The organism is Streptomyces sp. NPDC002092 (assembly GCF_053593775.1).
This window is the reverse complement of the sequence record NZ_JBSFDG010000017.1, coordinates 184735-208680: the sequence shown is the minus strand read 5'-3', so window position 1 is coordinate 208680 and position 23946 is coordinate 184735. Positions and strand designations below refer to the sequence as shown.

At 70.7% G+C, this 23946-nt stretch carries 21 protein-coding genes and 2 pseudogenes; 15 read left to right on the top strand and 8 right to left on the bottom strand.

The features are described 5' to 3' along the window. Window positions 1–91: 91 nt before the first annotated feature. Window positions 92–754 carry a thiaminase II/PqqC family protein gene (locus tag ACWCRD_RS34555; RefSeq protein WP_450969663.1) on the bottom strand — a complete coding sequence of 221 codons (663 nt, stop codon included), beginning with the start codon at window positions 752–754 and terminating at the stop codon, window positions 92–94. Window positions 755–926: 172 nt separating this feature from the next. Here ACWCRD_RS34555 and ACWCRD_RS34550 point away from each other — a divergent pair. The 3 genes and pseudogenes from ACWCRD_RS34550 to ACWCRD_RS34540 all read left to right on the top strand — a co-directional run. Beyond that, a pseudogene (locus tag ACWCRD_RS34550) lies at window positions 927–2003 on the top strand (type III polyketide synthase); the annotation flags it as partial. Between the two features lie 7 nt (window positions 2004–2010). Continuing rightward, complete coding sequence (locus tag ACWCRD_RS34545; RefSeq protein ID WP_450969662.1) at window positions 2011–3225, top strand: cytochrome P450; 1215 nt, start codon at window positions 2011–2013, stop codon at window positions 3223–3225. A gap of 7 nt (window positions 3226–3232) precedes the next feature. Beyond that, window positions 3233–3754 (top strand): cupin domain-containing protein, encoded by a 522-nt coding sequence (locus tag ACWCRD_RS34540; RefSeq protein ID WP_450969661.1) that lies wholly within the window; start codon window positions 3233–3235, stop codon window positions 3752–3754. A gap of 91 nt (window positions 3755–3845) precedes the next feature. Here ACWCRD_RS34540 and ACWCRD_RS34535 read toward each other — a convergent pair whose 3' ends face one another. Then, the gene (locus tag ACWCRD_RS34535; RefSeq protein ID WP_450969660.1) at window positions 3846–5072 is read right to left on the bottom strand and encodes an acyl-CoA dehydrogenase family protein; all 1227 of its coding nucleotides are present in this window, start codon (window positions 5070–5072) and stop codon (window positions 3846–3848) included. A gap of 184 nt (window positions 5073–5256) precedes the next feature. On the opposite strand from ACWCRD_RS34535, the gene ACWCRD_RS34530 reads away from it, so the two are divergent. After that, window positions 5257–5901, top strand: a complete 645-nt coding sequence (locus tag ACWCRD_RS34530) for a TetR family transcriptional regulator (protein WP_099927154.1) — start codon at window positions 5257–5259, stop codon at window positions 5899–5901. A 69-nt stretch (window positions 5902–5970) separates the two neighbouring features. Here the strand turns inward: ACWCRD_RS34530 and def are convergent, their stop codons facing one another. Then, window positions 5971–6510: a peptide deformylase gene (gene def, locus ACWCRD_RS34525; RefSeq protein WP_450969659.1), complete on the bottom strand. Its 540-nt coding sequence runs from the start codon at window positions 6508–6510 to the stop codon at window positions 5971–5973. Between the two features lie 113 nt (window positions 6511–6623). Between def and ACWCRD_RS34520 the strand changes: the two genes are divergently transcribed. The 5 genes and pseudogenes from ACWCRD_RS34520 to ACWCRD_RS34500 all read left to right on the top strand — a co-directional run. Next, window positions 6624–7862, top strand: a complete 1239-nt coding sequence (locus ACWCRD_RS34520; protein ID WP_030928265.1) for a MurT ligase domain-containing protein — start codon at window positions 6624–6626, stop codon at window positions 7860–7862. A 14-nt stretch (window positions 7863–7876) separates the two neighbouring features. Further along, on the top strand, window positions 7877–8605 hold the full coding sequence (locus ACWCRD_RS34515) for a type 1 glutamine amidotransferase (RefSeq protein WP_398952470.1): 729 nt from the start codon (window positions 7877–7879) through the stop codon (window positions 8603–8605). A 180-nt stretch (window positions 8606–8785) separates the two neighbouring features. Further along, on the top strand, window positions 8786–9811 hold the full coding sequence (locus ACWCRD_RS34510; RefSeq protein ID WP_450969658.1) for a 6-phosphofructokinase: 1026 nt from the start codon (window positions 8786–8788) through the stop codon (window positions 9809–9811). 120 nt (window positions 9812–9931) lie between these two features. Next, complete coding sequence (locus ACWCRD_RS34505) at window positions 9932–10882, top strand: cytochrome c oxidase assembly protein (RefSeq protein ID WP_450969657.1); 951 nt, start codon at window positions 9932–9934, stop codon at window positions 10880–10882. Between the two features lie 68 nt (window positions 10883–10950). After that, window positions 10951–11892, top strand: a pseudogene (locus tag ACWCRD_RS34500) (DUF6777 domain-containing protein); the annotation flags it as partial. A gap of 23 nt (window positions 11893–11915) precedes the next feature. Here ACWCRD_RS34500 and ACWCRD_RS34495 read toward each other — a convergent pair. Further along, on the bottom strand, window positions 11916–12341 hold the full coding sequence (locus ACWCRD_RS34495; RefSeq protein ID WP_450969675.1) for a hypothetical protein: 426 nt from the start codon (window positions 12339–12341) through the stop codon (window positions 11916–11918). 32 nt (window positions 12342–12373) lie between these two features. Here ACWCRD_RS34495 and ACWCRD_RS34490 point away from each other — a divergent pair, with 32 nt between their 5' ends. Together ACWCRD_RS34490 and ACWCRD_RS34485 are read left to right on the top strand one after the other, a co-directional pair. After that, on the top strand, window positions 12374–14146 hold the full coding sequence (locus ACWCRD_RS34490; RefSeq protein ID WP_450969656.1) for a protein kinase domain-containing protein: 1773 nt from the start codon (window positions 12374–12376) through the stop codon (window positions 14144–14146). Window positions 14147–14159: 13 nt separating this feature from the next. Continuing rightward, window positions 14160–14330 (top strand): hypothetical protein, encoded by a 171-nt coding sequence (locus ACWCRD_RS34485; RefSeq protein ID WP_450969655.1) that lies wholly within the window; start codon window positions 14160–14162, stop codon window positions 14328–14330. A 57-nt stretch (window positions 14331–14387) separates the two neighbouring features. On the opposite strand, the gene ACWCRD_RS34480 is transcribed toward ACWCRD_RS34485, so the two are convergent. From ACWCRD_RS34480 to ACWCRD_RS34465, 4 genes are all read right to left on the bottom strand, one after another. Then, entirely contained in the window at window positions 14388–15602 is a 1215-nt protein-coding gene (locus ACWCRD_RS34480; RefSeq protein WP_450969654.1) for a sensor histidine kinase, read from the bottom strand. A gap of 115 nt (window positions 15603–15717) precedes the next feature. Next, on the bottom strand, window positions 15718–17433 hold the full coding sequence (locus ACWCRD_RS34475; RefSeq protein WP_450969653.1) for a sodium/solute symporter: 1716 nt from the start codon (window positions 17431–17433) through the stop codon (window positions 15718–15720). Between the two features lie 39 nt (window positions 17434–17472). After that, window positions 17473–17835 carry a hypothetical protein gene (locus tag ACWCRD_RS34470; RefSeq protein ID WP_450969652.1) on the bottom strand — a complete coding sequence of 121 codons (363 nt, stop codon included), beginning with the start codon at window positions 17833–17835 and terminating at the stop codon, window positions 17473–17475. Between the two features lie 2 nt (window positions 17836–17837). Further along, window positions 17838–18587 (bottom strand): LytTR family transcriptional regulator DNA-binding domain-containing protein, encoded by a 750-nt coding sequence (locus tag ACWCRD_RS34465; protein WP_115914108.1) that lies wholly within the window; start codon window positions 18585–18587, stop codon window positions 17838–17840. A 78-nt stretch (window positions 18588–18665) separates the two neighbouring features. On the opposite strand from ACWCRD_RS34465, the gene ACWCRD_RS34460 reads away from it, so the two are divergent. From ACWCRD_RS34460 to ACWCRD_RS34445, 4 genes are all read left to right on the top strand, one after another. Beyond that, entirely contained in the window at window positions 18666–19151 is a 486-nt protein-coding gene (locus tag ACWCRD_RS34460; RefSeq protein ID WP_115914107.1) for an Lrp/AsnC family transcriptional regulator, read from the top strand. Window positions 19152–19305: 154 nt separating this feature from the next. Then, window positions 19306–20118, top strand: a complete 813-nt coding sequence (gene ddaH, locus ACWCRD_RS34455) for a dimethylargininase (protein ID WP_450969651.1) — start codon at window positions 19306–19308, stop codon at window positions 20116–20118. Beyond that, window positions 20115–21335, top strand: coding sequence for an ornithine--oxo-acid transaminase (gene rocD / locus ACWCRD_RS34450; protein WP_450969650.1), 1221 nt, complete (start codon window positions 20115–20117; stop codon window positions 21333–21335). The genes ddaH and rocD overlap by 4 nt, the downstream gene beginning before the upstream one ends. A 120-nt stretch (window positions 21336–21455) precedes the next feature. Next, window positions 21456–23918 carry a SpoIIE family protein phosphatase gene (locus tag ACWCRD_RS34445; RefSeq protein ID WP_450969649.1) on the top strand — a complete coding sequence of 821 codons (2463 nt, stop codon included), beginning with the start codon at window positions 21456–21458 and terminating at the stop codon, window positions 23916–23918. The last annotated feature ends 28 nt before the right edge of the window (window positions 23919–23946 follow it).

The window sequence follows — 23946 nt, the reverse complement described above, 5'->3', positions numbered from 1 at the left end:
GACCGCAGCCGACAGTTTCCGTCACCGCCCACGCCGCAATCTGAAACGAACCGCACCTCACGTGGCGAGAGGTGAACTCAAGACCGGCTCACTAGGCCAGTTGCAGCAGCGTTGACCAGAACAGTGACTCGTAGCTTTGGAGCGGGCGGCCGTAGCTGTGTGCGAGCTCCACATTCAGGAACCCCGAGTCCAGGCCCGCCTGCACTGCCGCCGTGGCCCTCTGGTCCAGTTCGGGGGCCGGCTGGGCGAAGAAGTCGAAGAACGCGCAGGACTCGTCTGTGAAGCCGTAATTGACGCGTAGGGACTCGGCGATGGTTGCGCAATAGCCGCCCCACGCCGAGAAGTTGGCGGTGATGGCCAGGACCGCGTCGGTCGGGGAGGCGTTGAGGGCGAGCCAGGCGACGTAGGAGGGATAGGCCTGGCAGCCCGGCAGCGGCTCGTAGGCGAGGGTCCTTGCCTCGTCGATGCCGCATGCCCGCGCGAACGGCTGCAGCCGTTCGGCTGCCAGCGCCTCGCCGTCGGCGAGCATCTCGAAGAACGCGGCGGCCTCCGGTTCCTCCGTGGCGCGTTGCGCCAGATGGAGGAACGCCCGGCGGTCCGCCGGGATCACCCAGCGCTGTTCCAGTGCCAGCGTGGCGAGTGTGTCACGGGAGGCCTCGCCCCGGGCGATGAGGGGAACGAGCGGGTTGGCCTGCGGGTCCGGGGCGAGCTTCGCGGTGGTCGTCTCCAGCAGTTCCGTGGCCGTACGCGTCATTGCGTCCTCCATGGGGATCCGATGCGGGGCTCCTGCCTCGACCTTGGCACGGGGTCCCCGATACGGAGTAGTCCGGCGCGAGATCGTCGCCTCGTCGGGTGATCGTGGGTGAACCACCCCCAGAGGTGAACCCTTTTCGACCCGGGGGCCGAAAGCCTTCCGGACGGCGAAAGCAGGACGGTTCATGGCGACTTTGTGCAGACCCTCGGTGTCCGTCCCAGAGCACGTGATCACGATGGAGGAGACGCTGGAGCTCGCGCGCTCCCGCCACGCCGACCATCCACAACTGCCGCTGGCCCTCCGGCTGATCGCGAACACCGGTGTTCGCACCCGGCACATCGTGCAGCCGATCGAAGAGACGCTGAAGCATCCCGGTTTCGAGGAGCGCAACAAGGTCTACCAGGCCGAGGCGAAGGCCCGGGTCCCCACCGTCATACAGCGGGCGCTCGACGACGCGGAGCTGCTCACCAAGGACATCGACGTGATCATCTACGTGTCGTGCACGGGCTTCATGATGCCCTCGCTCACGGCCTGGCTGATCAACGAGATGGGCTTCGACAGCACCACCCGCCAGATACCCATAGCCCAGCTCGGTTGTGCGGCCGGCGGAGCCGCGATCAACCGGGCGCACGACTTCTGTTCCGCCTACCCCGACGCCAACGCGCTGATCGTGGCCTGCGAGTTCTGCTCGCTGTGCTACCAGCCCACCGACCTGGGCGTCGGATCCCTGCTCTCCAACGGCCTGTTCGGCGACGGAATCGCCGCCGCGGTGGTGCGCGGACAGGGCGGCGAGGGCATAGAGCTGGTGCGCAACGGCTCGTACCTGATCCCCAAGACCGAGGAGTGGATCATGTACGACGTCCGGGCCACCGGATTCCACTTCCTGCTGGACAAGCGGGTGCCGGGCACGATGGAACCGCTCGCGCCGGCGCTGCAGGAACTGGCAGGCCTGCACGGCTGGGACGCCTCCGACCTGGACTTCTACATCATTCACGCCGGCGGCCCGCGCATTCTCGACGACCTCAGCAAGTTTCTGCAGGTCGATCCGCACGCGTTCCGGTTCAGCCGGGCCACCCTCACCGAGTACGGCAACATCGCCAGCGCCGTCGTCCTGGACGCGCTGCGCCGGATGTTCGACGAGGGCGGAGCGAAGCACCGGGCGCGCGGGCTGCTGGCCGGCTTCGGGCCCGGCATCACCGCGGAGATGGCGCTGGGCCACTGGCACAGCCCCGACGACAGGACGGCATGAGTACGGCATGACTGAAGAAACCCTCACCGAGACCCTCCCCCCGATCCGGCACTGGCCGGCCCTCGACCTGACCGGCGTCGACTTCGACCCGGTGCTGGCCGAGCTGATGCGTGAGGGCCCCGTCACCCGCATCCAGCTGCCCAACGGCGAGGGCTGGGCCTGGCTGGTCACGCGCTACGACGACGTGCGCATGGTGACCAACGACCCCCGCTTCAGCCGTGAGGCGGTGATGGACCAGCCGGTCACCCGGCTCGCCCCGCACTTCATCCCGCAGCGCGGCGCGGTCGGTTTCCTCGATCCGCCGGACCACACCCGGCTGCGCCGCTCGGTGGCCGCCGCGTTCACGGCGAAAGGCGTGGAACGGGTGCGCGAGCGGTCGCGGCGGCTGCTGGACGAACTGGTCGACGAGCTGTTGCAGGACGGCCCGCCGGCGGATCTCACCGCGACCGTCCTCAGCCCCTTCCCCATCGCGGTGATCTGCGAGCTGATGGGCGTCCCGGCCGCCGACCGGCACGGCATGCACACCTGGACCCAGCTGATCCTGTCCTCCTCGCACGGCGCGAAGGTCAGCGAGAAGGCCAAGAACGAGATGGGCGCCTACTTCGCCGATCTCATCGGACTCCGGGAGGGCAGCTCGGGCGAGGACGTGACGTCCCTGCTCGGTGCCGCCGTCGGCCGCGAGGAGATCACCCTGGAGGAGGCCGTGGGTCTTGCCGTGCTCCTGCAGATCGGCGGCGAGGCGGTGACCAACAACAGCGGCCAGATGTTCTACCTGCTGCTGACCCGCCCGGATCTGGCCGAGCGGCTGCGTGCGGAGCCGGAGATCCGTCCGCAGGCCATCGACGAGCTGCTGCGCTACATCCCGCACCGCAACGCGGTCGGTCTCTCGCGCATCGCGATGCAGGACGTGGAGATCAGAGGTGTACGGATCCGCGCGGGCGACCCGATCTATGTCTCCTACCTGGCCGCCAACCGCGATCCGGACGTCTTCCCGGACCCGGAGACGATCGACTTCACCCGCGCCCCGAACCCCCATGTGTCCTTCGGCTTCGGCCCGCACTACTGCCCGGGCGGCATGCTGGCCCGGCTGGAGTCGCAGCTGCTCGTGGACGCGCTGCTGGACCGGGTTCCGGGCCTGAAGCTCGCCGTGCCGCCCGGCGAAGTGCCCTTCAAGAAGGGGGCGTTGATCCGCGGTCCCGAAGCACTGCCGGTCACATGGTGAGCAGCCGGTGACGGCGACGGAGGGCCTGCTGGTACCGCCGGGCCACGGCCGGGTCGTGGAGACCCCGGCGCAGCGTGTGACGTTCAAGGTGACCGGCACGCACTCGCGCACGGCGTCCACCTTCGAGGTGGAGGTACCGCCCGGCTTCGACGTGGGCGCCCATGTGCACACGCGCAGCGAGGAGTTGTTCTACGTACTCGAAGGCGAACTGGACGTCCTCGCCTTCGAGCCACGCATACGGACCCCCGACAACTGGCAGCACTGGGAGTCGAGTTCGGGCAGCCGCGTGGTCCGGGCGACCCCCGGCACGGTCATCGTCGTACCCCCGGGCTGCCCCCACGCCTTCGCCAACCCGACGGACACCCCGGCAAAGATGTTCTTCCAGGCGTCCCCGCCGCCGGACCACGAGCGCTACTTCGAGGAGTTGCTGGAGATCCTGGGCGGCGGCGGCCCCCCGGACCACCAGGCAATCGAGGATCTACGGCGCCGCTACGACATCGAGCAACTCACACCTCTGAAACACCGGTGAGAGAGGCGCCCCGGCAGGGGCGCGGGGCTGTATCGATTTGCGGCTCCGCCGCGTGGGCGCGACAAGCCCCCACACACCCGCAGCCCGCGTACTACCGAATGGACATCCCCGACAACGTCCGAGCAATCACCAGCCGCTGAATCTCACTCGTCCCCTCAAAGATCGTGTAAATCGCAGCATCCCGATGCATCCGTTCCACCGGGTACTCCCGCGTATAGCCGTTCCCACCAAGAATCTGCACCGCCTGCGCGGTGACCTTCTTCGCGGTCTCGCTGGCGAACAGCTTCGACATGGACCCCTCGGCGGCCGTGAACTGCTTGCCGTTGACCGCCATCCACGAGGCACGCCACACCAGCAGCCGAGCGGCATCGATGGAGGTGCGCATGTCCGCGAGCTGGAAGGCGACACCCTGGTTGTCGATGATCGGGCGGCCGAACTGCGAGCGGGTCTTCGCGTAGTCGAGGGCCACCTCGTACGCGGCGCGGGCCGTGCCGACCGCCATAGCACCGACCGCAGGGCGGGACGCCTCGAACGTGGCCATCGCCGCGTTCTTCACGCGCTCGCCGCCCGCCTTGGCCCGCTCCCGGGCCCGGGCGAGGCGCTCGTCGAGCTTCTCCTTGCCGCCGAGCAGGCAGGAGCCGGGCACCCGGACGTTCTCCAGGACGACCTCGGCGGTGTGCGAGGCGCGGATGCCGTGCTTCTTGAACTTCTGCCCCTGGGACAGGCCCGGCGTGTTCGGCGGGACGATGAAGGAGGCGTGGCCCTTGGAGCCGAGTTCCGGGTCGACGACAGCGACCACGACGTGGACGTTGGCGATACCGCCGTTGGTGGCCCAGGTCTTGGTGCCGTTGAGCACCCACTCGTCCTTGGCCTCGTCGTACACGGCACGCGTGCGCATGGAGGCCACGTCGGAACCGGCGTCGGGCTCGGAGGAGCAGAACGCGGCGACCTTGACATCGTTCGCGTCGCCGTACATCTGCGGGATCCACGTGCCGATCTGTTCCTCGGTTCCGTTGGCGAGAACGCCCACGGCGGCGAGTCCGGTGCCTACGATCGACAGGGCGATGCCCGCGTCGCCCCAGAACAGCTCCTCCATGGCCATCGGAATGCCCAGGCCGGTGGGGTCGAAGTACTGCTGGGCGTAGAAGTCGAGGGAGTAGATGCCAACCTTCGCGGCCTCCTGGATGACCGGCCAGGGAGTCTCCTCACGCTCGTCCCATTCGGCGGCCGCCGGGCGGATGACGTCGGCGGCGAAGCCGTGCAGCCAGTCCCGGACCTCCTTCTGTTCGTCGTTGAGCTCCATGGTGAACTCGGCCATGTCCCCTCCAGCGGCGGCGGTGCTCTTGCATGTTACTAGCGGTAACTCCAGTGTGTTACTCGCGGGTAGGAAAAGTCAACTCCTGATGACAGTCGGGACGGGTCGGCAGCCCGTTCGATGCAGGGGCCATGTTGAGTGTTAGTTTGCGCAGGCGTCACCGAATAAGCACGGGTGGGGAGAGCTCATGGACACCACGCAGCGGACCGAGCAGCAGCGGTCCGCCGACCGACGTCGGCGCGAGCTGCTGGAGGCCGCCGACAGAGTGGTGCTGCGCGACGGACCGCAGGCCTCGATGAACGCCATCGCCGCCGAGGCCGGCATCACCAAGCCGATCCTGTACCGGCACTTCGGCGACAAGAGCGGACTGTACGCCGCGCTGGCCAAACGGCACACCGACGCGCTGCTGAACTCGCTCCGGGCGGCGCTGGACGCCCCGGCGGACCGGCGGGAGCGGGTCGAGGCCACCCTCGACACCTATCTCGCGGCGATCGAGGCACGTCCGCAGGTGTACCGGTTCCTGATGCATCCGGCGGAGGGCAGCCCCGGCGGGGAGCAGGGTTTCGACGTCGGAAAGCATTCGATTCCGCTGCTTCGGCGTATGGGCGAGGAGTTGGCGCAGGTCATCGAGGACCGGCTGGATCTCGGGCCCGGCGGGCAGCAGCTGGCTCGGGTGTGGGGGCACGGGATAGTCGGCATGATGCATGCCGCCGGGGACTGGTGGCTGGGGGAACGGCCTTGCTCTCGGGCCGAGTTGGTGCGGAGTCTTGCCGATCTGTTGTGGGGGCGGCTGGCTGCGGCCGGGGACAAGATAGGTGGTCCGGGGTTCTGACGGTTGTTTTCCGTCTGCGGGCCGGTGGGGGTTGATCGCGCAGTTCCCCGCGCCTCTGACAGCTTGCACTCACCGGCGCCACGACGCTCGCGTCACCTGGCGCATCAGCTTGCGGTGGCGCCGGCCCGTCAAGTGGTCCGCGTACACCGTGCCCTCCAAGTGGTCGCACTCGTGCTGCAGGCAGCGGGCGAAGAACCCGGTCCCATGGACGGTGACCGGCTCTCCGGTCACCGTGAAGCCCCTGACCACCGCGTGGTCGTAGCGCTCCGTCCCTGCCTCCAGGCCCGGCAGGGACAAGCAGCCCTCCGGGCCGCGCACGACCACGCCGTCCTTCTCGACGAGTCGGGGGTTCACCACGTGGCCGACGTGGCGGACGTCCTCGTCGTCGGGGCAGTCGTACACGAATACGCGCAAGGGTTCACCGATCTGGTTCGCTGCCAGACCGACGCCCTGCGCCGCGTACATCGTCGCGAACAGGTTCTCCACGAGGGCTGCGAGTCCGGGGCCGAAGTCGGTGACCTCCTCGCACGGGGTGTGCAGGACCGGGTCCCCGAGCAGGGTGAGCGGCCGGACGCGCCCTCGGGCGCCCGGAATGGAGCTGTTTCGCATGGCCGTCAGGGTACGGCGGTTCGGGACTGTGAATGGATCTCGATAGGCTGAGGTCCACACCACGTTGCCGTCAGGCAGAGGCGCGGCGCGTACGCAAGGAGGATCGAGAACTCATGGCAGGCAACTCGGACCCGCTCACGCCGCGGGCCAAGCTGGCCGTGACCGCGGGCAAGGCGGTCGCGGCGGCATCGCGCGCCGCGGGGCGCGGGAGCGGTTCGGTGATCGGTGGCCGGGTGGCGCTCAAGCTCGACCCCGACCTCCTCGCGCGGCTCGCCCAGAACCTGGACGTCACCCTGGTCTCTGCGACCAACGGCAAGACCACCACCACCCGGCTGATCGCCGAGGCGCTGCGCGCCGCGGGCCCGGTCGTCTCCAACGCGCTCGGCGCCAACATGCCGGCCGGCATCACGTCGGCCCTCGCGGGCAGCTCGGACGCCCGGTTCGGGGTCATCGAGGTCGACGAGAAGTACCTCGCCGGGGTCGCCCGCGACACCGACCCGAAGTGCATCGCGCTGCTGAACCTCTCCCGCGACCAGCTGGACCGCGCCGCCGAGACCCGCATGCTCGCGGAGAACTGGCGCGAGGGGCTGGCCGGGTCGAAGGCGGTCATCGTCGCCAACGCCGACGACCCGCTGGTCGTGTGGGCCGCGTCCTCCTCCCCCAATGTGATCTGGGTCGCCGCCGGGCAGATGTGGAAGGACGACGCCTGGTCCTGCCCGTCCTGCGGTGGTGTGATGCAGCGCCCGGGCGACGACTGGTTCTGCGGTGAGTGCGGTTTCCGCAGGCCCACGCCGAGCTGGGCGCTGTCCGGGGACCACGTCCTCGACCCGCACGGGTCCGCCTGGCCCATCCATCTGCAGCTGCCCGGGCGCGCCAACAAGGCGAACGCGGCCAGTTCCGCCGCCGTGGCCGCGGTCTTCGGTGTGCCGCCGCAGGTCGCCCTGGAACGCATGTACCAGGTGCAGGCCGTCGCCGGACGCTACGACGTGGTGCAGTTCCAGCAGCGCGACCTGAGGCTGCTGCTCGCGAAGAACCCGGCGGGCTGGCTCGAAACGTTCAGCCTGATCGATCCTCCGCCCACCCCGGTGATCCTCTCCGTCAACGCCCGCGGCGCCGACGGCACCGACACCTCGTGGCTGTGGGACGTCGACTACACGCGTCTGACCGGCCACCCGATCTGCGTGATCGGCGACCGGAAGCTGGACCTCGCGGTACGTCTGGAGGTCGCGAACCAGCACTTCCAGGTCTGCGACGACCTCGACCAGGCGGTGCAGATGAGCCCGCCGGGGCGCATCGAGGTCATCGCCAACTACACCGCCTTCCAGGACCTGCGCCGCCGCGTCGGCAACTGACACAGGGGACTTTTGTGAGCGACAACCAACTGCGGGTCGTCTGGATCTACCCCGACCTGCTCAGCACGTACGGCGACCAGGGCAACGTCCTCGTCGTGGAGCGCCGCGCCCGGCAGCGCGGCCTCGACGTGGCACGCCTCGACGTGCGCAGCGACCAGGCGATCCCGACCTCCGGCGACATCTATCTGATCGGCGGCGGCGAGGACCGTCCGCAGCGGCTCGCGGCCGAGCGGCTGCGCCGGGACGGCGGACTGCACCGGGCCGTGGAGAACGGCGCGATCGTCTTCTCGGTCTGCGCCGGCTACCAGATCCTCGGCCACGAGTTCATCAACGACCTCGGCCAGCGCGAGCCCGGCCTCGGGCTGCTGGACGTGGTCTCGGTACGGGGTGAGGGCGACCGCTGCGTCGGTGACGTGCTCGCGGACATCGACCCGCGGCTCGGCCTGCCCCCGCTGACCGGCTTCGAGAACCACCAGGGCGTCACCCACCTCGGCCCGACGGCCCGCCCGTTCGCCAAGGTCAAGCTGGGCAACGGCAACGGCACGGGGGACGGCACGGAGGGCGCGTTCAACGACACCGTCTTCGGTACGTACATGCACGGGCCGGTGCTGGCGCGCAACCCGCTGATCGCCGACCTGCTGCTGAAGCTGGCGCTCGATGTGAACGCGCTGCCGCCGACCGACGACCGCTGGTACGAGGCCCTGCGCAACGAGCGCATCGCGGCAGCCCAGCAGCCTGCCTGACACCTGGCGGCAAGCTCCGCTCCACCAGCCCGTCTGACGCCCCGTCCGCACAGGTGAGCGGGGCCGTCCAGCAGGCGGACGCACGGTGCGATCCCGCCCCCTTCTGCCGCTAGGGTGGCGGGGTTCGTGCCGGACGACGTGGTCCGGTCCCGGCCCACGTTGAGAAGGTTCTTTCGGGCTATGCGCATTGGTGTCCTCACGTCCGGCGGCGACTGCCCCGGCCTGAACGCCGTCATCCGGTCCGTCGTGCACCGCGCCGTCGTCGACCACGGCGACGAGGTCATCGGCTTCCGGGACGGCTGGAAAGGCCTCCTGGAGTGCGACTACCTCAAGCTCGACCTCGACGCGGTGGGCGGCATCCTGGCCCGCGGCGGCACCATCCTCGGCTCCTCCCGGGTCCAGCCCTCGCATCTGCGCGACGGGGTGGAGCGGGCCAAGGGCCATGTCGAGGAGCTCGGCCTCGACGCGATCATCCCCATCGGCGGTGAGGGCACGCTGAAGGCGGCCCGGCTGATGTACGACAGCGGGCTGCCGATCGTCGGCGTCCCGAAGACCATCGACAACGACATCGCGGTCACGGACGTCACCTTCGGCTTCGACACGGCCGTCGGCGTCGCGACCGAGGCCCTGGACCGGCTGAAGACCACCGCCGAGTCCCACCAGCGTGTCCTGGTCGTGGAGGTCATGGGCCGGCACACCGGCTGGATCGCACTGCACTCCGGCATGGCGGCGGGCGCGCACGCCATCGTCGTCCCCGAACGGCCCTTCGACATCGAGGAGTTGGCCAGGCGGGTCGGCGAGCGGTTCGAGGCGGGCAAGCGGTTCGCGATCGTGGTGGCGGCGGAGGGCGCCAAGCCCAAGGCCGGATCCATGGAGTTCGACGAGGGCGGCAAGGACATCTACGGCCACGAGCGCTTCGCCGGGATCGCCCGCCAGCTCTCCATCGAGCTGGAGGAACGCCTCGGCAAGGAGGCGCGACCGGTCATCCTGGGGCACGTCCAGCGCGGCGGCACCCCGACGGCGTACGACCGTGTGCTGGCCACCCGCTTCGGCTGGCACGCGGTGGAGGCGGTGCACCGGGGTGAGTTCGGCAAGATGACCGCGCTGCGGGGGACCGACATCGTGATGGTGTCTTTGGCCGAGGCCGTCGAGACGCTGAAGACGGTTCCGTCGGAGCGGTACGACGAGGCGGAGTGCGTTCTGTAGTGCGCATTTGATCTCGTACGGAATTGAAGAGTCCGCCCCCGGTCGCAGTAGCGACCGGGGGCGGTTCTACTCTGGGTCCGGACAGACAGCGCACAACCCCCACGAATCAGGAGCCGTTGGATGGATCACAGCGGGCACGGCATGACCATGGATCTGCCGCCGTTCACGCTGGGGCGGGGTCTTCAGTGGTCGGCGGACCCGTTCTTCCTCGTGGCCTGCGTGGTGGGGCTCGGACTGTACGCGTACGGCGTGCTGCGGCTGCGGCGACGCGGGGACAAGTGGTCGGCGGCGCGGACGGTGTCGTTCGTCCTCGGTGTGCTGACCATCGGGCTCGTGATGTGCACCAAGCTCAACGACTACGGCATGGTCATGTTCAGCGTGCACATGGTGCAGCACATGGTCATCAGCATGCTGTCGCCGATCCTGATCCTGCTCGGCGCGCCCGTCACGCTCGCCCTGCGCGCCCTGCCGACCGCCGGCAACGGCCGCAGGGGGCCGCGCGAGCTGCTGCTGATGCTGCTGCACAGCCGGTACATGCGGATCATCACGCATCCCGCGTTCACCATTCCGCTGTTCATCGCGAGCCTGTACGCGCTGTACTTCACCCCGATCTTCGACTTCCTGATGGGCTCCAAGGCCGGGCACATCGCGATGATGGTGCACTTCCTCGCCGTGGGTGTCGTGTTCTTCTGGCCGATCATCGGGGTGGACCCCGGTCCGCAGCGGCCGGGTTATCTGATGCGGATGCTGGAGCTGTTCGCGGGCATGCCGTTCCACGCGTTCTTCGGCATCGCCCTGATGATGGCGTCGACGCCGATGGTGAAGACGTTCAAGAACCCGCCCGCCTCGCTCGGCATCGAGGCGCTCTCCGACCAGACCGCGGCCGGCGGCATCGCCTGGGCGTTCAGCGAGATCCCCTCCGTGCTGGTGCTGCTCGCCCTGCTGTTCCAGTGGTACGGCTCCGAGAAGCGGCAGGCCACGCGCAAGGACCGGGCCGCCGACCGTGACGGCGACAAGGAACTCGAGGCATACAACGCCTATTTGGCCTCATTGAACGCACGCGGGCATTGAGGGCCTCGCCATTCGGAAGTATTCAGTAGCATGAAGTGCATGGGGGGGAACCGCCGGGGGGAGCGGTGATGACACTTCACGCATTTATGCAAGGGGCCGGGAAATCGGCGATTCGCAAGCTCGCCGTCCTGCTCGTTTTCGTACTGGCGCTCAGCGGTTGTGATCGAAGTACACCGCTGCTCGTCGTGAAGGCGGTGGCCGCGGGAGTTCCCTCTCTCGCGCCTTTCTTCGACGAGGGCAGCGGACTGGGTCACGACGCCGCCCTCCGGCCGCAGACTGTGCAGGGCAGTCTGCAGCAGGGGGACACGCCCGGTCTGTACGGGGGCACGAGGAAGCCGACCGTCTGCGACATCAAGCAGCTCAAGGAATTCCTCATGGACCCCGGGAATCATCAGAAGGCGCAGGCGTGGGCGACTGCGCTGGACATCACCACGGATGAGATCCCGGGATACCTGGACCGCCTCACTCCAGTTCTCCTGCGTCACGACACGCTCGTGCAGAATCACGACTACAAGAAGGGAAAGGCCGTTCCCTTCGACTCCCTGCTGCAGGCGGGAATCGCCGTACTCGTCGATGAACAGGGACTTCCGGCTGTGAAGTGCTCGTGCGGAAATCCACTGCGTCCCTTCACGGGTGACACGAACAGGATTTCGGTCACGTTCGGGGACGGGAGCAAGAAGTGGCGGGGATATCAGCGTTCCTCGGTGGTGGCCGTGCAGCCGGCGCCCCGGAAAATGCAGCGGCTCGTTCTGGTCGACGTCGGCGAGGCCGCCCTGGGCATCGACCGGCCGGTCGGCACGACGGGGGCGCACGACAGGACCTTCGACACGCGCAAGGGACGGGCCGTGCCCCGGCTCACCGGGACGACGTTCGGGGACGCGAGCCGACGGCTGGCCGCCGCGGGGCTCGCGGCCGGGTACGACGGGACGGCGCGACCGCCCGACGACGCGCGGGTGACGGCGTCGGACCCGCCGGCCGGGAGCCGGTTGGGGTTCGGGGCGTACGTGACGCTGAGCGTGTCCCTGGGGACGTCTCACGAGGCGACCGCTCCCCCGCCGCCCTCGACGTCGGGGCCGCCCACAGCGCCGCCGTCCTCGCCGTCGTCGTCCCGGTCGTCACCAGGGTCCCCGTCGCCGTCGCCGTCGAGCAGCAGCCCCGGGTCGTCGTCCTCCGGGCCGTCGTCGAGTGCGCCGCACAGTTCAAAGGCGCCCCCGTCGAGTGCGCCGCCCAGTTCGCCTTCGACGACAACCGGTTCACCCACGACCCGCGCCCCGGTCACCAGCAGCGCCCCACCGCCCGGCAAGCCGGTGACCGGCAGTGCGCCCCCGCCCGGCACACCGGTCACCCAAAGCGCCCCGCCACCGGGGACCACGAGTGCGCCGGCCACCAGCGGGCCGGCGAGCAGCGCACCTGCCACGAGTGAGCCCGCGAGCTCCGGGTCCGCCTCGACCGCGATCACGTAGCGCCTCCGCAGAACCCGGGAGTCACCGGATGCATTCAGGATCACCTACGTCGGGAGTGGGCCGGGTCATCGCCGGCCGTTATCTGCTGCTGAACCGGCTCGGCAGTGGTGGCATGGGCCATGTGTGGCTCGCCCACGACCAGAGACTCGCCTGCGAGGTCGCGCTCAAGGAGATCGTGTTCCGGGACCCGGACCCGACCGGGGACGAGCGGGAGGCCCGGGTCGCGCGGGCGCGCGCGGAGGCCCGTCACGCGGCGGGGCTGCGCGGCCATCCGCATGTGGTGACGGTGCACGACGTGCTGGAGCACGAGGGGCTGCCGTGGATCGTCATGGAGTACGTGGCGGGCGCCGTCGACCTGAAGGAGCTGGTCGAGACGCGCGGTCCGCTCGCGCCCGCGGAGTGCGCCCGCATCGGGCTGGCCGTGCTGGACGCGCTGACCGCCGGGCATGAGCGGGGCGTCATGCACCGGGATGTGAAACCGGCGAACATCCTGCTCGCGCCGGACCGCTCCGGGGCGCCGTACGGGCGCATCCTGCTCACCGACTACGGCATATCGGTGCAGCCGGACGCCGGCGAGACGCGGTACACGCTGGCGTCCGTGCTGGTGGGGACGTCGGGCTATCTGGCGCCGGAACGGGCGACGGGCGGGCCGCCGACCCCGGCCGCCGACCTGTTCTCGCTGGGCTGCACGCTCTACCACGGAGTCGAGGGCCACGGTCCCTTCGAGCGCGAGTCGCATCTCGCCGAGGTCACCGCGGTGGTCATGGAGGAGCCGCGGCCGGCCGTGCGCGCCGGTGCGCTGGGCCTCGTACTGCAGGCGCTGCTGGTGAAGGATCCGGGGCGGCGGCCGTCCGCCCCGGAGGCGGAGGCGGCGCTGTCGCGGGTCGTCACACCGCAGGCCGAGGGCTACGCCCGTGCGCAGACCGACCTGGGTTCGCAGCCGCCCTGGGCCGGGCCTGCGGGTCCCGCCCACCGTCGCCGTGAGCTCCCGCGGGCGCTGCGGGCGGTCCTCGCCGTCTCGCTCGGTCTGGTGCTGGCCCTGGGCGGGGTCTGGTACGCCATGGCGCACCAGAAGAGCGGTGGCGACGGGGCGGCCTCGCCGTACGGTTCGGCCGTGGGGCTTTCCGCGCCGCTCAAGGCCTGGGAGTGCGTGCTCGCGGACTGGCCGGGCGACCGTTTCCAGGGGGCGCCGCGGCTGACGCCGGACCCGTCCTGCCGGGACCAGGCCCCCGACGGGCAGGTGATGGCGTTCGTGCCGGCCGCGTCCGCCGACGAGGCGCGCACGCTGGGGCCGGCCCGGTGCGAGGAGCGGACGCAGGAGATCCGGGAGCGGCTGGCGGATGTCCGCAGCGTGGCCGTCGTGCCGACCGGGTCCGGGTTCGAGGCCGCGGGACGGCGCACCGCCTGTCTGGTGCTGGGCGCGCACGGGCCGGTGTACGGGCCGCTCGGCGATCGGCGCAAGGTCGGCTCGGACTTCACCGACACGGCGAACATGCAGCGCCGTGACTGCCTGCGGACCCGCTCCGACCGGCACGCCCGGCTGGTGTCCTGCAGCGGCCCGCACGACGAGCAGGTGCTCGGTTTCACCCGGCTGGGCAAGGACGTCACGCTCACCGAGGCCCGTACGCAGTCGGATGCGGCCTGCGCGAAGGACGTGCCGCCGCGGGACTACGGCTTCGACCCGTCGGTCTACACCTCGGGTTCCTGGAGCAGCCAGGGCGCCTGGATGTCGGGCACGCATTTCGTCGTCTGCACCGTACGGAAGCAGAACGGGGGCACCATGGAGGGGGACGAATCCTGAGGAGGGTGTTGCGATGCCCGGTTCTACGGACGGTTCTACGAAGGCGATGGGGGCGGTCACGGTCGGCGGCCTGGTCGTGGTGACCGCCTACACGGTGGCCCTCGGCTCCAACGGCTGGCTGTGGTTCGGCTGGGTCGTGCTGGGTCTGCTCACCCTCGGGATGGTTGCCTCCCGCTCCACGTAACACATCTGCGGGATGTGTTACGTCCGCGGCACGTGCCCCCTCCGCGCCACGTGCCGCTCATTCCTCGCTGAGCCGCCCGGCCGAGTGCACCCCCGGCTGGTATTTCGGCAGCCGGGCGGTGATCTTCATGCCCGCTCCCACGGCGGTCTCGATGACGAGCCCGTAGTCGTCGCCGTAGACCTGGCGGAGGCGGTCGTCGACATTGGACAGTCCGATGCCGCCCGAGGGGCTGACCTCGCCGGCGAGGATGCGGCGCAGCAGGTCGGGGTCCATTCCGGCGCCGTCGTCCTCGATGACGACCAGGGCCTCGGCGCCGGCGTCCTGCGCGGTGATGCTGATGTGGCTCTTGCCGACGGGCGCCGTCTTGCCCTCCAGGCCGTGCTTGACGGCGTTCTCGACGAGCGGCTGCAGGCACAGGAAGGGGAGGGCGACCGGGAGGACCTCGGGGGCGATCTGCAGGGTGACGGAGAGGCGGTCGCCGAAGCGTGCCCGCACCAGCGCCAAGTAGTGGTCGATGGCGTGCAGTTCGTCGGCGAGGGTGGTGAAGTCGCCGTGCCTGCGGAACGAGTAGCGGGTGAAGTCGGCGAATTCCAGGAGGAGTTCGCGGGCGCGTTCGGGGTCGGTGCGGACGAAGCTGGCTATCACCGCGAGCGAGTTGAAGATGAAGTGCGGGGAGATCTGGGCGCGCAGTGCCTTGATCTCGGCCTCGATCAGACGGGTGCGGGACTGGTCGAGGTCGGCCAGCTCCAGCTGGACGCTCACCCAGCGGGCCACCTCCCCGGCGGCCCGGACCAGGACGGCGGACTCGCGGGGCGCGCAGGCGACCAGGGCGCCGTGCACACGGTCGTCGACGGTGAGCGGGGCGACGACCGCCCAGCGCACCCGGCAGTCCGGGTCGGGGCACTTGAGGCGGAAGGCCTCACCGCGGCCGGTCTCCAGCGGTCCGGCGAGGCGTTCCATGATCTCGCCACGGTGGTGACCGCCGACGCCGTCCCAGACCAGGACCTCCTTCTGGTCCGTCAGGCACAGGGCGTCCGTGCCGAGGAGGGTGCGCAGCCGGCGGGCGGACTTGCGGGCGGTCTCCTCCGTCAGCCCGGCCCGCAGCGGGGGTGCGGCGAGGGAGGCGGTGTGCAGGGTCTGGAAGGTGGCGTGCTCGACGGGGGTGCCGAGTCCGCCGAGGCTCTCGGGGCGTGCCGTGCGCCGGCCGAGCCAGAACCCGGCGGCCAGCAGCGGCAGGACGGCCACGCACAGCCCGGCGAGGAATCCGTTCATGCTGTCGCCTCCGCCGCAAGAAAACTCCGGTGCTGTACCGCGTCCCGAACCGGCACGGGGCGCGACAAGCCCCGACCGGCCCGCACACGCGGCGGAGCCCCATATCGATACCGCATCATCGTGCCCTCACCGGCGTGCTCAGTTCCTCCGGCAGATGGAACCGCGCCAGGATCGCCTCGGTCCCGCCCGGCACGCGGCCCGGGGTGGCCAAGGACACCAGCACCATGGTGAGGAAGCCCAGCGGCACCGACCAGAGGGCGGGCCAGGCCAGTAAGGCGTGCAGCGAGCCCGTGCCCGGGAAGCCGGCCATCGTCGCGGTCACCGCCAGGAACGCCGAACCACCGCCGACCAGCATCCCGGCGGCCGCGCCCGGCGGGGTCAGCCTGCGCCACCAGATGCCGAGGACGAGCAGTGGGCAGAACGACGACGCGGACACCGCGAAGGCCAGCCCGACGGCGTCGGCGACCGGAAGCCCGCCGACGATGACGCTGGCGGCGAGCGGCACCGCCATGGAGAGCACGGTACCGAGCCTGAAGTGCCGTACGCCGCGCGTCGGCAGGACGTCCTGGGTGAGCACTCCGGCCACCGCCATGGTCAGCCCGGAGGCCGTGGACAGGAACGCGGCGAAGGCGCCGCCCGCCACCAGCGCACCCAGCAGGTCGCCGCCGACCCCGCCGATCATCCGGTCGGGCAGCAGCAGGACCGCGGCGTCCGCGTCGCCGGTGAGGGTGAGTTCGGGGGTGTAGAGGCGGCCGAGGGCGCCGTACAGGGGCGGCAGGAGGTAGAAGGCGCCGATCAGTCCGAGCACGGCGACGGTGGTGCGGCGGGCGGCCACGCCGTGCGGGCTGGTGTAGAAGCGGACGACGACGTGCGGCAGGCCCATGGTGCCGAGGAAGGTGGCGAGGATCAGCCCGTACGTGGCGTACAGCGGGCGTTCCTCGCGGCTCGAGGCCAGCGAGGTGGACATGCCGCCGTTGGTGCCGCGGTCGGCGGTCGGGACGGTGGTGCCCTTGGCGAAGGTCAGCCGGGTGCCGCGCTCGATGTGGTGGGTGCCGGAGGGAAGTCGGATCCGACCGCCGTCGTGCGTGCGGCCGTCGACCGTGCCGGTCACGGTGACGGTCAGCGGCCGGTCCAGTTTCAGGTCGAGGCTGTCGTCGACGCGTACGACGCGCTGCTCGCGGAAGGCCGCCGGCTCCTCGAAGGCGTGGCGGGGCGCGCCGTCGCCCTGCCAGGCGAGGACCAGGAACAGTCCGGGCACCAGCAGGGCGGTGAGCTTGAGCCAGTACTGGAAGGCCTGCACGAAGGTGATGCTGCGCATCCCGCCGGCGGCGACGGTGGCGACCACGACGACGGCCACGATCAGCCCGCCGAGCGAGCCGGGCGCACCGGTCAGCACCGTCAACGTCAGCCCCGCGCCCTGGAGTTGGGGCAGCAGATACAGCCAGCCGACGCCGACGACGAACGCCCCGGCCAGCCGCCTGACCGCCTGCGAGGCCAGCCGGGCCTCGGCGAAGTCGGGCAGGGTGTAGGCGCCGGAGCGGCGCAGTGGGGCGGCGACGAACAGCAGCAGGACCAGATAGCCGGCGGTGTAGCCGACCGGGTACCAGAGCATGTCGGGGCCCTGGACCAGGACCAGGCCCGCGATGCCCAGGAAGGAGGCTGCGGAAAGGTACTCGCCGCTGATGGCGGCCGCGTTGAGGCGGGGGCCGACGGTGCGGGAGGCGACGTAGAAGTCGGAGGTGGTACGGGAGATGCGCAGGCCGAAGGCGCCGACCAGGACGGTCGCCACGACCACGAGGGCGACGGCGGGGACGGCATAACTGGAGTTCATCGGTCCTCGTTCATCCGTCCTCGTTCATCCGTCCTCGTGTCATCTGTCCTCGACCAGGCGCACGAAGTCCCGTTCGTTGCGCTCGGCGCGCCGGACGTACCACAGGGCGAGCAGGACCATCGGGGCGTAGAGGCAGAAGCCCAGGATCACCCACTGCAGGCGGCGGGCGTCCGGTGCGGCGGCGAAGACCAGGGGCAGCGGGCCGATCAGCAGGCCGAGGAACGCGAACACGGCGAGGGCGGCGCGGAGTTGGGTGCGCATGAGGGAGCGGACGTAGGTGTGGCCGAGGGTGGTCTGCTCGTCGATCTCGGTGCGCGGACGGTAGTAGCCGGAGGCACGGCGGGTGCGGCGCGGCGGGCCGGTGACGACGACGCGGCGCTCCGCGGGATCCTGGTTGGGCACGGTCACGGCCTCCTCATCAGCAGGTCCCGCAGTTCGCGTGCGTGGCGGCGGCTGACCTGCAGTTCCTCGGCGCCTACGAGGACGCTCACCGTGCCCGCGTCCAGGCGCAGTTCGCCGACGTGGCGCAGGGCGACCAGGTGGCGGCGGTGGATGCGGACGAAGCCGCGGGAGCGCCAGCGTTCCTCCAGGGTGGACAGCGGGATCCGTACGAGGTGGCTGCCTCTGTCGGTGTGCAGACGGGCGTAGTCGCCCTGGGCCTCGACGTGGGTGATGTCGTCGACGGCGACGAAGCGGGTCACACCGCCGAGTTCGACCGGGATCTGGTCGGGGTCGGGCTCGTGCACGGGAATGCGCGGGGTGTTGCCGGTGAGTTCGGCGGCCCGGCGGACGGCCTCCGCGAGGCGTTCCTTGCGGACCGGTTTGAGGACGTAGTCGACGGCCTTGAGGTCGAAGGCCTGTACGGCGAAGTCCTCGTGGGCGGTGACGAACACGACCAGCGGCGGCTTGGCGAAGCCGGTCAGCAGCCGGGCCAGGTCGAGTCCGTCGAGGCCGGGCATGTGGATGTCGAGGAAGACGACGTCGATCGCCTCGGGACCGCCCGGACCGGACTGCAGTGCCCGGTTGATGCGGCGCAGCGCCTCGGTCGCGTCGCCTGCGCCCTCCGCGCTGCCGATGCGCGGGTCCGCGTTCAGCAGATACAGCAGTTCCTCCAGCGAGGGGCGTTCGTCGTCGACGGCGAGGGCGCGCAGCATGAACCCGGAGTGTAGGTGGAATCCGCACGGGTGGACATGTGCCGTGGTGTGGACGTCCGTGCTGGATACAGTGCCGACATGAACAGCAGGCCGGCCCCCTTCGACGAGCTCGACCGGAAGATCATCACCGCGTTGATGGCGAACGCCAGGACGAGCTTCGCCGAGATCGGTGCGGCCGTCGGGCTGTCGTCCACGGCGGTCAAGCGGCGGGTGGACCGGCTGCGCGAGACAGGCGTGATCACCGGCTTCACGGCCACGGTGCAGCCTGCGGCTCTCGGCTGGCGCACGGAGGCGTACGTCGAGGTGTACTGCGAGGGCGCGGCCCCGCCGCGGCGGCTCGCAGAGGTGGTCCGCAACCATCCGGAGATCACGGCGGCGATGACGGTGACCGGCGGCGCGGACGCGCTGCTGCACGTACGGGCGCGGGACGTGGAGCACTTCGAGGAGGTGCTGGAGCGCATCCGCGTGGAGCCCTTCATCCGCAAGACGATCAGCGTGATGGTGCTGTCCCATCTGCTCCCGGAGAGCCCGGAGGCGGGCGCCACCCAACCAGCTCCCGAATAAACATCCGAACACGCAGCGGCGCTGCGCGGAACCGCCCCAAGACGCAGCATTCCTGCGCGGACACGCAATTCTCCTTCCTTGTCGCCCTACTCCGTCACTTCCTACCTTGGTGTCAACCCACCCTCGACACCGCAGGAAGCGGAGGAACCCCTCTGTGTCCGACTCCCGTGTGCCGCGCCGGCGGCGCTTCCTGGTCTGCGAACCCAGACATTTCGCCGTGCAGTACGCGATCAACCCCTGGATGCAACCCGATGTCCGCGTCGACGTGGACCTGGCCCAGGAGCAGTGGCAGGCGCTGATCGGCGCCTACCGGGCCCATGGCCACACCGTCGACACCCTGGAGCCGGCCCCCGGCCTCCCGGACATGGTCTTCGCCGCGAACTCGGCGGTCGTCGTCGACGGCCGCGTCTTCGGCTCCCTCTTCCACGCGCCCGAGCGGCGCCCGGAGTCCACCCACTACGACACCTGGTTCAAGGCGGCCGGCTTCGACGTCCACCGTCCCGAGGCCGTCTGCGAGGGCGAGGGCGACATGGTCTGGACGGGCCGCTACGTCCTGGCCGGCACCGGGTTCCGTACGACCCGCGAGGCGCATCGCGAGGTGCAGGAGTTCTTCGGACACCCGGTGATCAGCCTGACGCTGGTGGACCCGCGCTTCTACCACCTGGACACCGCGCTGTTCGTCCTGGACGACGACAACGTCTCCTACTACCCGCAGGCGTTCTCCCCGGGCAGCCGCGAGGTCCTGGCCCGGCTGTATCCGGACGCGGTGCTCGCCACCCTGGACGACGCGCTGGCCTTCGGCCTCAACTCCGTCTCCGACGGCCGCAACGTCTTCATCGCGCCCCAGGCCGAGTCCCTCGCCACCGCTCTCGCCGACCGCGGCTATGTCCCCGTGCCCGTCGACCTGTCCGAGTTCCGCAAGGCAGGCGGCGGCATCAAGTGCTGCACTCAGGAGATCCGTTCATGACCGCTCCCGTGACCACGCGTTCGTCCGCCGAGCTGATCCGCGCCGAGGAACCGGTCCTGGCGCACAACTACCACCCGCTGCCCGTGGTCGTCGCCCGCGCCGAGGGCACCTGGGTGGAGGACGTCGAGGGCCGCCGCTACCTCGACATGCTGGCCGGCTACTCCGCCCTCAACTTCGGCCACCGCCACCCGATGCTCGTCCGGGCGGCCCACGACCAGCTGGACCGCCTCACGCTCACCTCGCGCGCCTTCCACAACGACAGGCTCGCCGAGTTCGCCGAGCGGCTGGCCGAGCTGACCGGTCTGGACATGGTGCTGCCGATGAACACGGGCGCCGAGGCGGTCGAGTCCGGCATCAAGGTGGCCCGCAAGTGGGCGTACGAGGTCAAGGGCGTCCCCGCCGACCGGGCGACGATCGTGGTCGCGGCGGAGAACTTCCACGGCCGTACGACGACGATCGTCAGCTTCTCCACGGACGAGACCGCACGGGCGGGCTTCGGCCCCTTCACGCCGGGCTTCCGGATCGTGCCGTACAACGACCTGGCGGCGCTGGAGGCGGCGGTCGACGAGACCACGGCCGCCGTACTGATCGAGCCCATCCAGGGCGAGGCGGGTGTCGTCATCCCCGACGACGGCTATCTGAGCGGGGTGCGCGAGCTGACCCGCCGCAAGGGCTGTCTGTTCATCGCGGACGAGATCCAGTCGGGCCTCGGCCGCACCGGACTCACCCTCGCCGTCGAGCACGAGGGCGTCGTCCCGGACGTCCTGCTGCTGGGCAAGGCGCTGGGCGGCGGCATCGTCCCGGTCTCCGCGGTGGTCGCCCGCCGGGACGTGCTCGGCGTGCTGCGTCCGGGTGAGCACGGTTCGACGTTCGGCGGCAATCCCCTCGCGGCCGCGGTCGGCACGGCCGTCGTGGAGCTGCTGGAAACGGGCGACTACCAGCGCCGGGCGGCCGAGCTGGGCGTGGTCCTGCGCGGTGGTCTGGCCGCCCTGGTCGGCAAGGGCGTCGCCGGCTTCCGCGCCCGCGGCCTGTGGGCGGGCGTCGACGTCGACCCGGCCATCGGCACCGGCCGCGAGATCAGCGAACGCCTCCAGCGCGAGGGGGTCCTGGTCAAGGACACCCATGGCTCCACGATTCGGCTGGCGCCGCCGCTGACGATCACCGGCGAGGAGCTGGAGTCCGCGCTCGGGGCACTGGAGAAGGTCCTGGGTACCTGACCGGGGTGGAGGGGCGGCCGGACCCGCCCCCCACTTTTCTCTGCGCCCTCACCGGTTGCCCGGAGGGTGAAGATGGGGACAAGAGGTGGTAGACCACTCTCAGCGACAGAGAGGTCGGCCGTGGGCACTGACGAGGAGCAGGACCTTGCCCGGCAGCGGTTCGACGTGGCCGATGCCGCGCCTCTGCTGCTCGACGCCCAGGGCCTGGTGACCAGCTGGACCCGGGACGCCCGGCGGCTGCTGGACTACACCGCCTCCGAGGTGGTCGGCACTCCGGTGACGGGCCTGCTGGCCACGGAGGACGCCGCACGGGTGCCCGAGGTGGCCGAGCGGTGCCGTCGGGACGGCGGCTGGGCGGGGCTGCTGACCGCCCGGCACAAGGACGGGCACCAGGTCCGGGTGATGGTCCGGATCACTCCGGCGGTGGGACCGGGCGGCGGGGCGCACTGGCTGGTGCTGCTCTCCGACATGGCCGGGGCACGCGGCTGGGACATGAGCCGTGCGGTGCTGGAGCAGATGGTGACCGGCTCGCCCGTCGGCATAGCGGTCGTGGACGCGAATCTGCGGTGCGTCTGGTCGAACGCGGCCCTGGAGCGGTTCGGCGGCGGCTCCCCCGGGGAGCGGCTGGGGCGGCGGCTGGCGGAGATCCAGCCGGGCATCGACTCCGAGGGCATCGAGACGCAGATGCGGCGCGTGCTGGAGACCGGGCAGCCGGTGGTCGGCTACGAGCACGTCGGCCATGTGCGCTCCGCGCCGCTCCGGGAGACGGCGCACATGATGTCGTTCACCCGCCTCGAGGACGACCACGGCCACCCGATGGGCGTCTACTACACGGTCGTCGACATCACCGAGCGGCACCGCGCCCGGCAGCGGCTGGCCCTGCTCGACCGGGCCGGCGAGCAGATCGGCCGCAGCCTGGACATCGTGCGGACCGCCCAGGAGCTGGCCGACGTGGCCGTGCCGGGCTGCGCCGACTTCGTCTGCGTCGACCTGCTGGAGTGGGTGCTGCGCGGCGCGGAGCCCCCGGCCGGACCGCTCAGCCCGACGGAGGCGGTGCCCCTGCGGCGGGCCGGGCACCAGTCGGTGAACCCGGGGGTCCCCGAAGCCGTCGTCGACATCGGCGCGGTGGCCACCTATCTGCCCGGATCGCCCCCGATCCGCTGCCTGGCCACCGGCCTGTCCTGGCGCGAGGAGCGGCTCGACCCGCTGGCCCGGGAGTGGGCCACCGACCTGCCCGGCGACCGCACGGCCACGTTCCTTGAACTGGGGCTGCACACCGTCATGGTCGTGCCGATCCGCGCGCGGGGCGTCACCCTCGGCGTCACCACGTTCTTCCGGCGCCGACGTCAGGAGCCCTTCGACGAGGACGACCTGAGCCTGGCCGAGGACCTGGTCTCACGAGCCGCGGTCTGCGTGGACAACGCCCGCCGCTACGCCCGCGAACGCAATGCGGCGCTGGTGCTGCAGCGCAGCCTGCTCCCCCGCCTGCTTCCCGACCAGGACGCCGTGGAGGTGGCCGCCTGCTACCAGCCGGCCGACGAGCTCACCGGCCTCGGCGGCGACTGGTACGACCTCATCCCGCTGTCCGGCGCCCGCGTCGCCCTCGTCGTGGGTGAGGTACCGGGGCACGGCATCGACGCGGCCGCGGCCATGGGGCGACTGCGAACCGCCGTACGCACCCTGGCGGCGCTGGACCTGCCGCCCGAGGAGGTGCTCGCGCACCTGGACGACCTGGTCGCGCGGACCGGCCGTGAGGGAGGCGGCGACCCGGGCTCTCCGGAGGACGTCGACCTGCAGGTCGCGGGGTCCGGCTGTGTCTACGTCATCTACGACCCCGTCGACGGACAGTGCACGATGGCCGCCGCGGGCCACCCCGCGCCCGCCGTCGTCATGCCCGACGGCACCGTCAGCTTCGTGGACCTCCCGCAGGGGCCGCCGCTCGGCGTGGGCGGGCGTCCCTTCGAGGCGGTGGAGCTGGCCCTCGCCGAGGGCAGCACGCTCGCCCTGCACACCGACGGGCTGCTGGCCCGCGAGGACGACGACCGGCCGGTCGACGCGGACCGCGAGCGGCTGCGCCGGGCCCTGGAGCGGATCGCCCCCTCCCTGGACCTGCGCTGCCGGACCGTGGTCGACGCACTGATCCCGGACCGCCCGGACGACGACGTGGCCCTGCTGATGGCCCGCACCAGGCTGCTGGGTGCCGACCAGGTCGCCGACTGGGACCTGCCCGCCGACCCGGCCGTCGTCGCCGACGCCCGCAAGGAAGCCGCCCGGCAGCTGGCCGAGTGGGGGCTGGAGGAGCTGGCCTTCACCACCGAACTCGTGGTCAGCGAGCTGGTCACCAACGCCATCCGACACGCCGAAGGCCCCATCCGGCTCCGTCTGATCAGGGAACGCGCACTGATCTGCGAGGTCTCCGACGGCGGCGCCACGGCACCCCATATGCGCCATCCGCGCACCACCGACGAGGGCGGCCGCGGGCTGCTGCTGGTCTCGCAGTTCACCCAGCGGTGGGGTACCCGCTTCGTTCCCGAGGGGAAGGTCATCTGGGCCGAGCAGTCCCTGACGGATCCCCCGGCGTGATTCCCCAATACCGTACATACGCCGCATC

Bases quoted from the DNA above. Each gene is read 5' to 3' on its own strand.
- ACWCRD_RS34460 (WP_115914107.1), top strand. From the start codon at position 18,666: ATGAACAGCAGGCCGGCCCCCTTCGACGAGCTCGACCGGAAGATCATC.
- ACWCRD_RS34510 (WP_450969658.1), top strand. From the start codon at position 8,786: ATGCGCATTGGTGTCCTCACGTCCGGCGGCGACTGCCCCGGCCTGAAC.
- ACWCRD_RS34485 (WP_450969655.1), top strand. From the start codon at position 14,160: ATGCCCGGTTCTACGGACGGTTCTACGAAGGCGATGGGGGCGGTCACG.
- rocD (WP_450969650.1), top strand. From the start codon at position 20,115: ATGACCGCTCCCGTGACCACGCGTTCGTCCGCCGAGCTGATCCGCGCC.
- ACWCRD_RS34490 (WP_450969656.1), top strand. From the start codon at position 12,374: ATGCATTCAGGATCACCTACGTCGGGAGTGGGCCGGGTCATCGCCGGC.
- ACWCRD_RS34535 (WP_450969660.1), bottom strand. From the start codon at position 5,072: ATGGCCGAGTTCACCATGGAGCTCAACGACGAACAGAAGGAGGTCCGG.
- ACWCRD_RS34505 (WP_450969657.1), top strand. From the start codon at position 9,932: ATGGATCACAGCGGGCACGGCATGACCATGGATCTGCCGCCGTTCACG.
- ACWCRD_RS34480 (WP_450969654.1), bottom strand. From the start codon at position 15,602: ATGAACGGATTCCTCGCCGGGCTGTGCGTGGCCGTCCTGCCGCTGCTG.
- ACWCRD_RS34475 (WP_450969653.1), bottom strand. From the start codon at position 17,433: ATGAACTCCAGTTATGCCGTCCCCGCCGTCGCCCTCGTGGTCGTGGCG.
- ACWCRD_RS34545 (WP_450969662.1), top strand. From the start codon at position 2,011: ATGACTGAAGAAACCCTCACCGAGACCCTCCCCCCGATCCGGCACTGG.
- ACWCRD_RS34555 (WP_450969663.1), bottom strand. From the start codon at position 754: ATGACGCGTACGGCCACGGAACTGCTGGAGACGACCACCGCGAAGCTC.
- def (WP_450969659.1), bottom strand. From the start codon at position 6,510: ATGCGAAACAGCTCCATTCCGGGCGCCCGAGGGCGCGTCCGGCCGCTC.
- ACWCRD_RS34465 (WP_115914108.1), bottom strand. From the start codon at position 18,587: ATGCTGCGCGCCCTCGCCGTCGACGACGAACGCCCCTCGCTGGAGGAA.
- ACWCRD_RS34530 (WP_099927154.1), top strand. From the start codon at position 5,257: ATGGACACCACGCAGCGGACCGAGCAGCAGCGGTCCGCCGACCGACGT.
- ACWCRD_RS34520 (WP_030928265.1), top strand. From the start codon at position 6,624: ATGGCAGGCAACTCGGACCCGCTCACGCCGCGGGCCAAGCTGGCCGTG.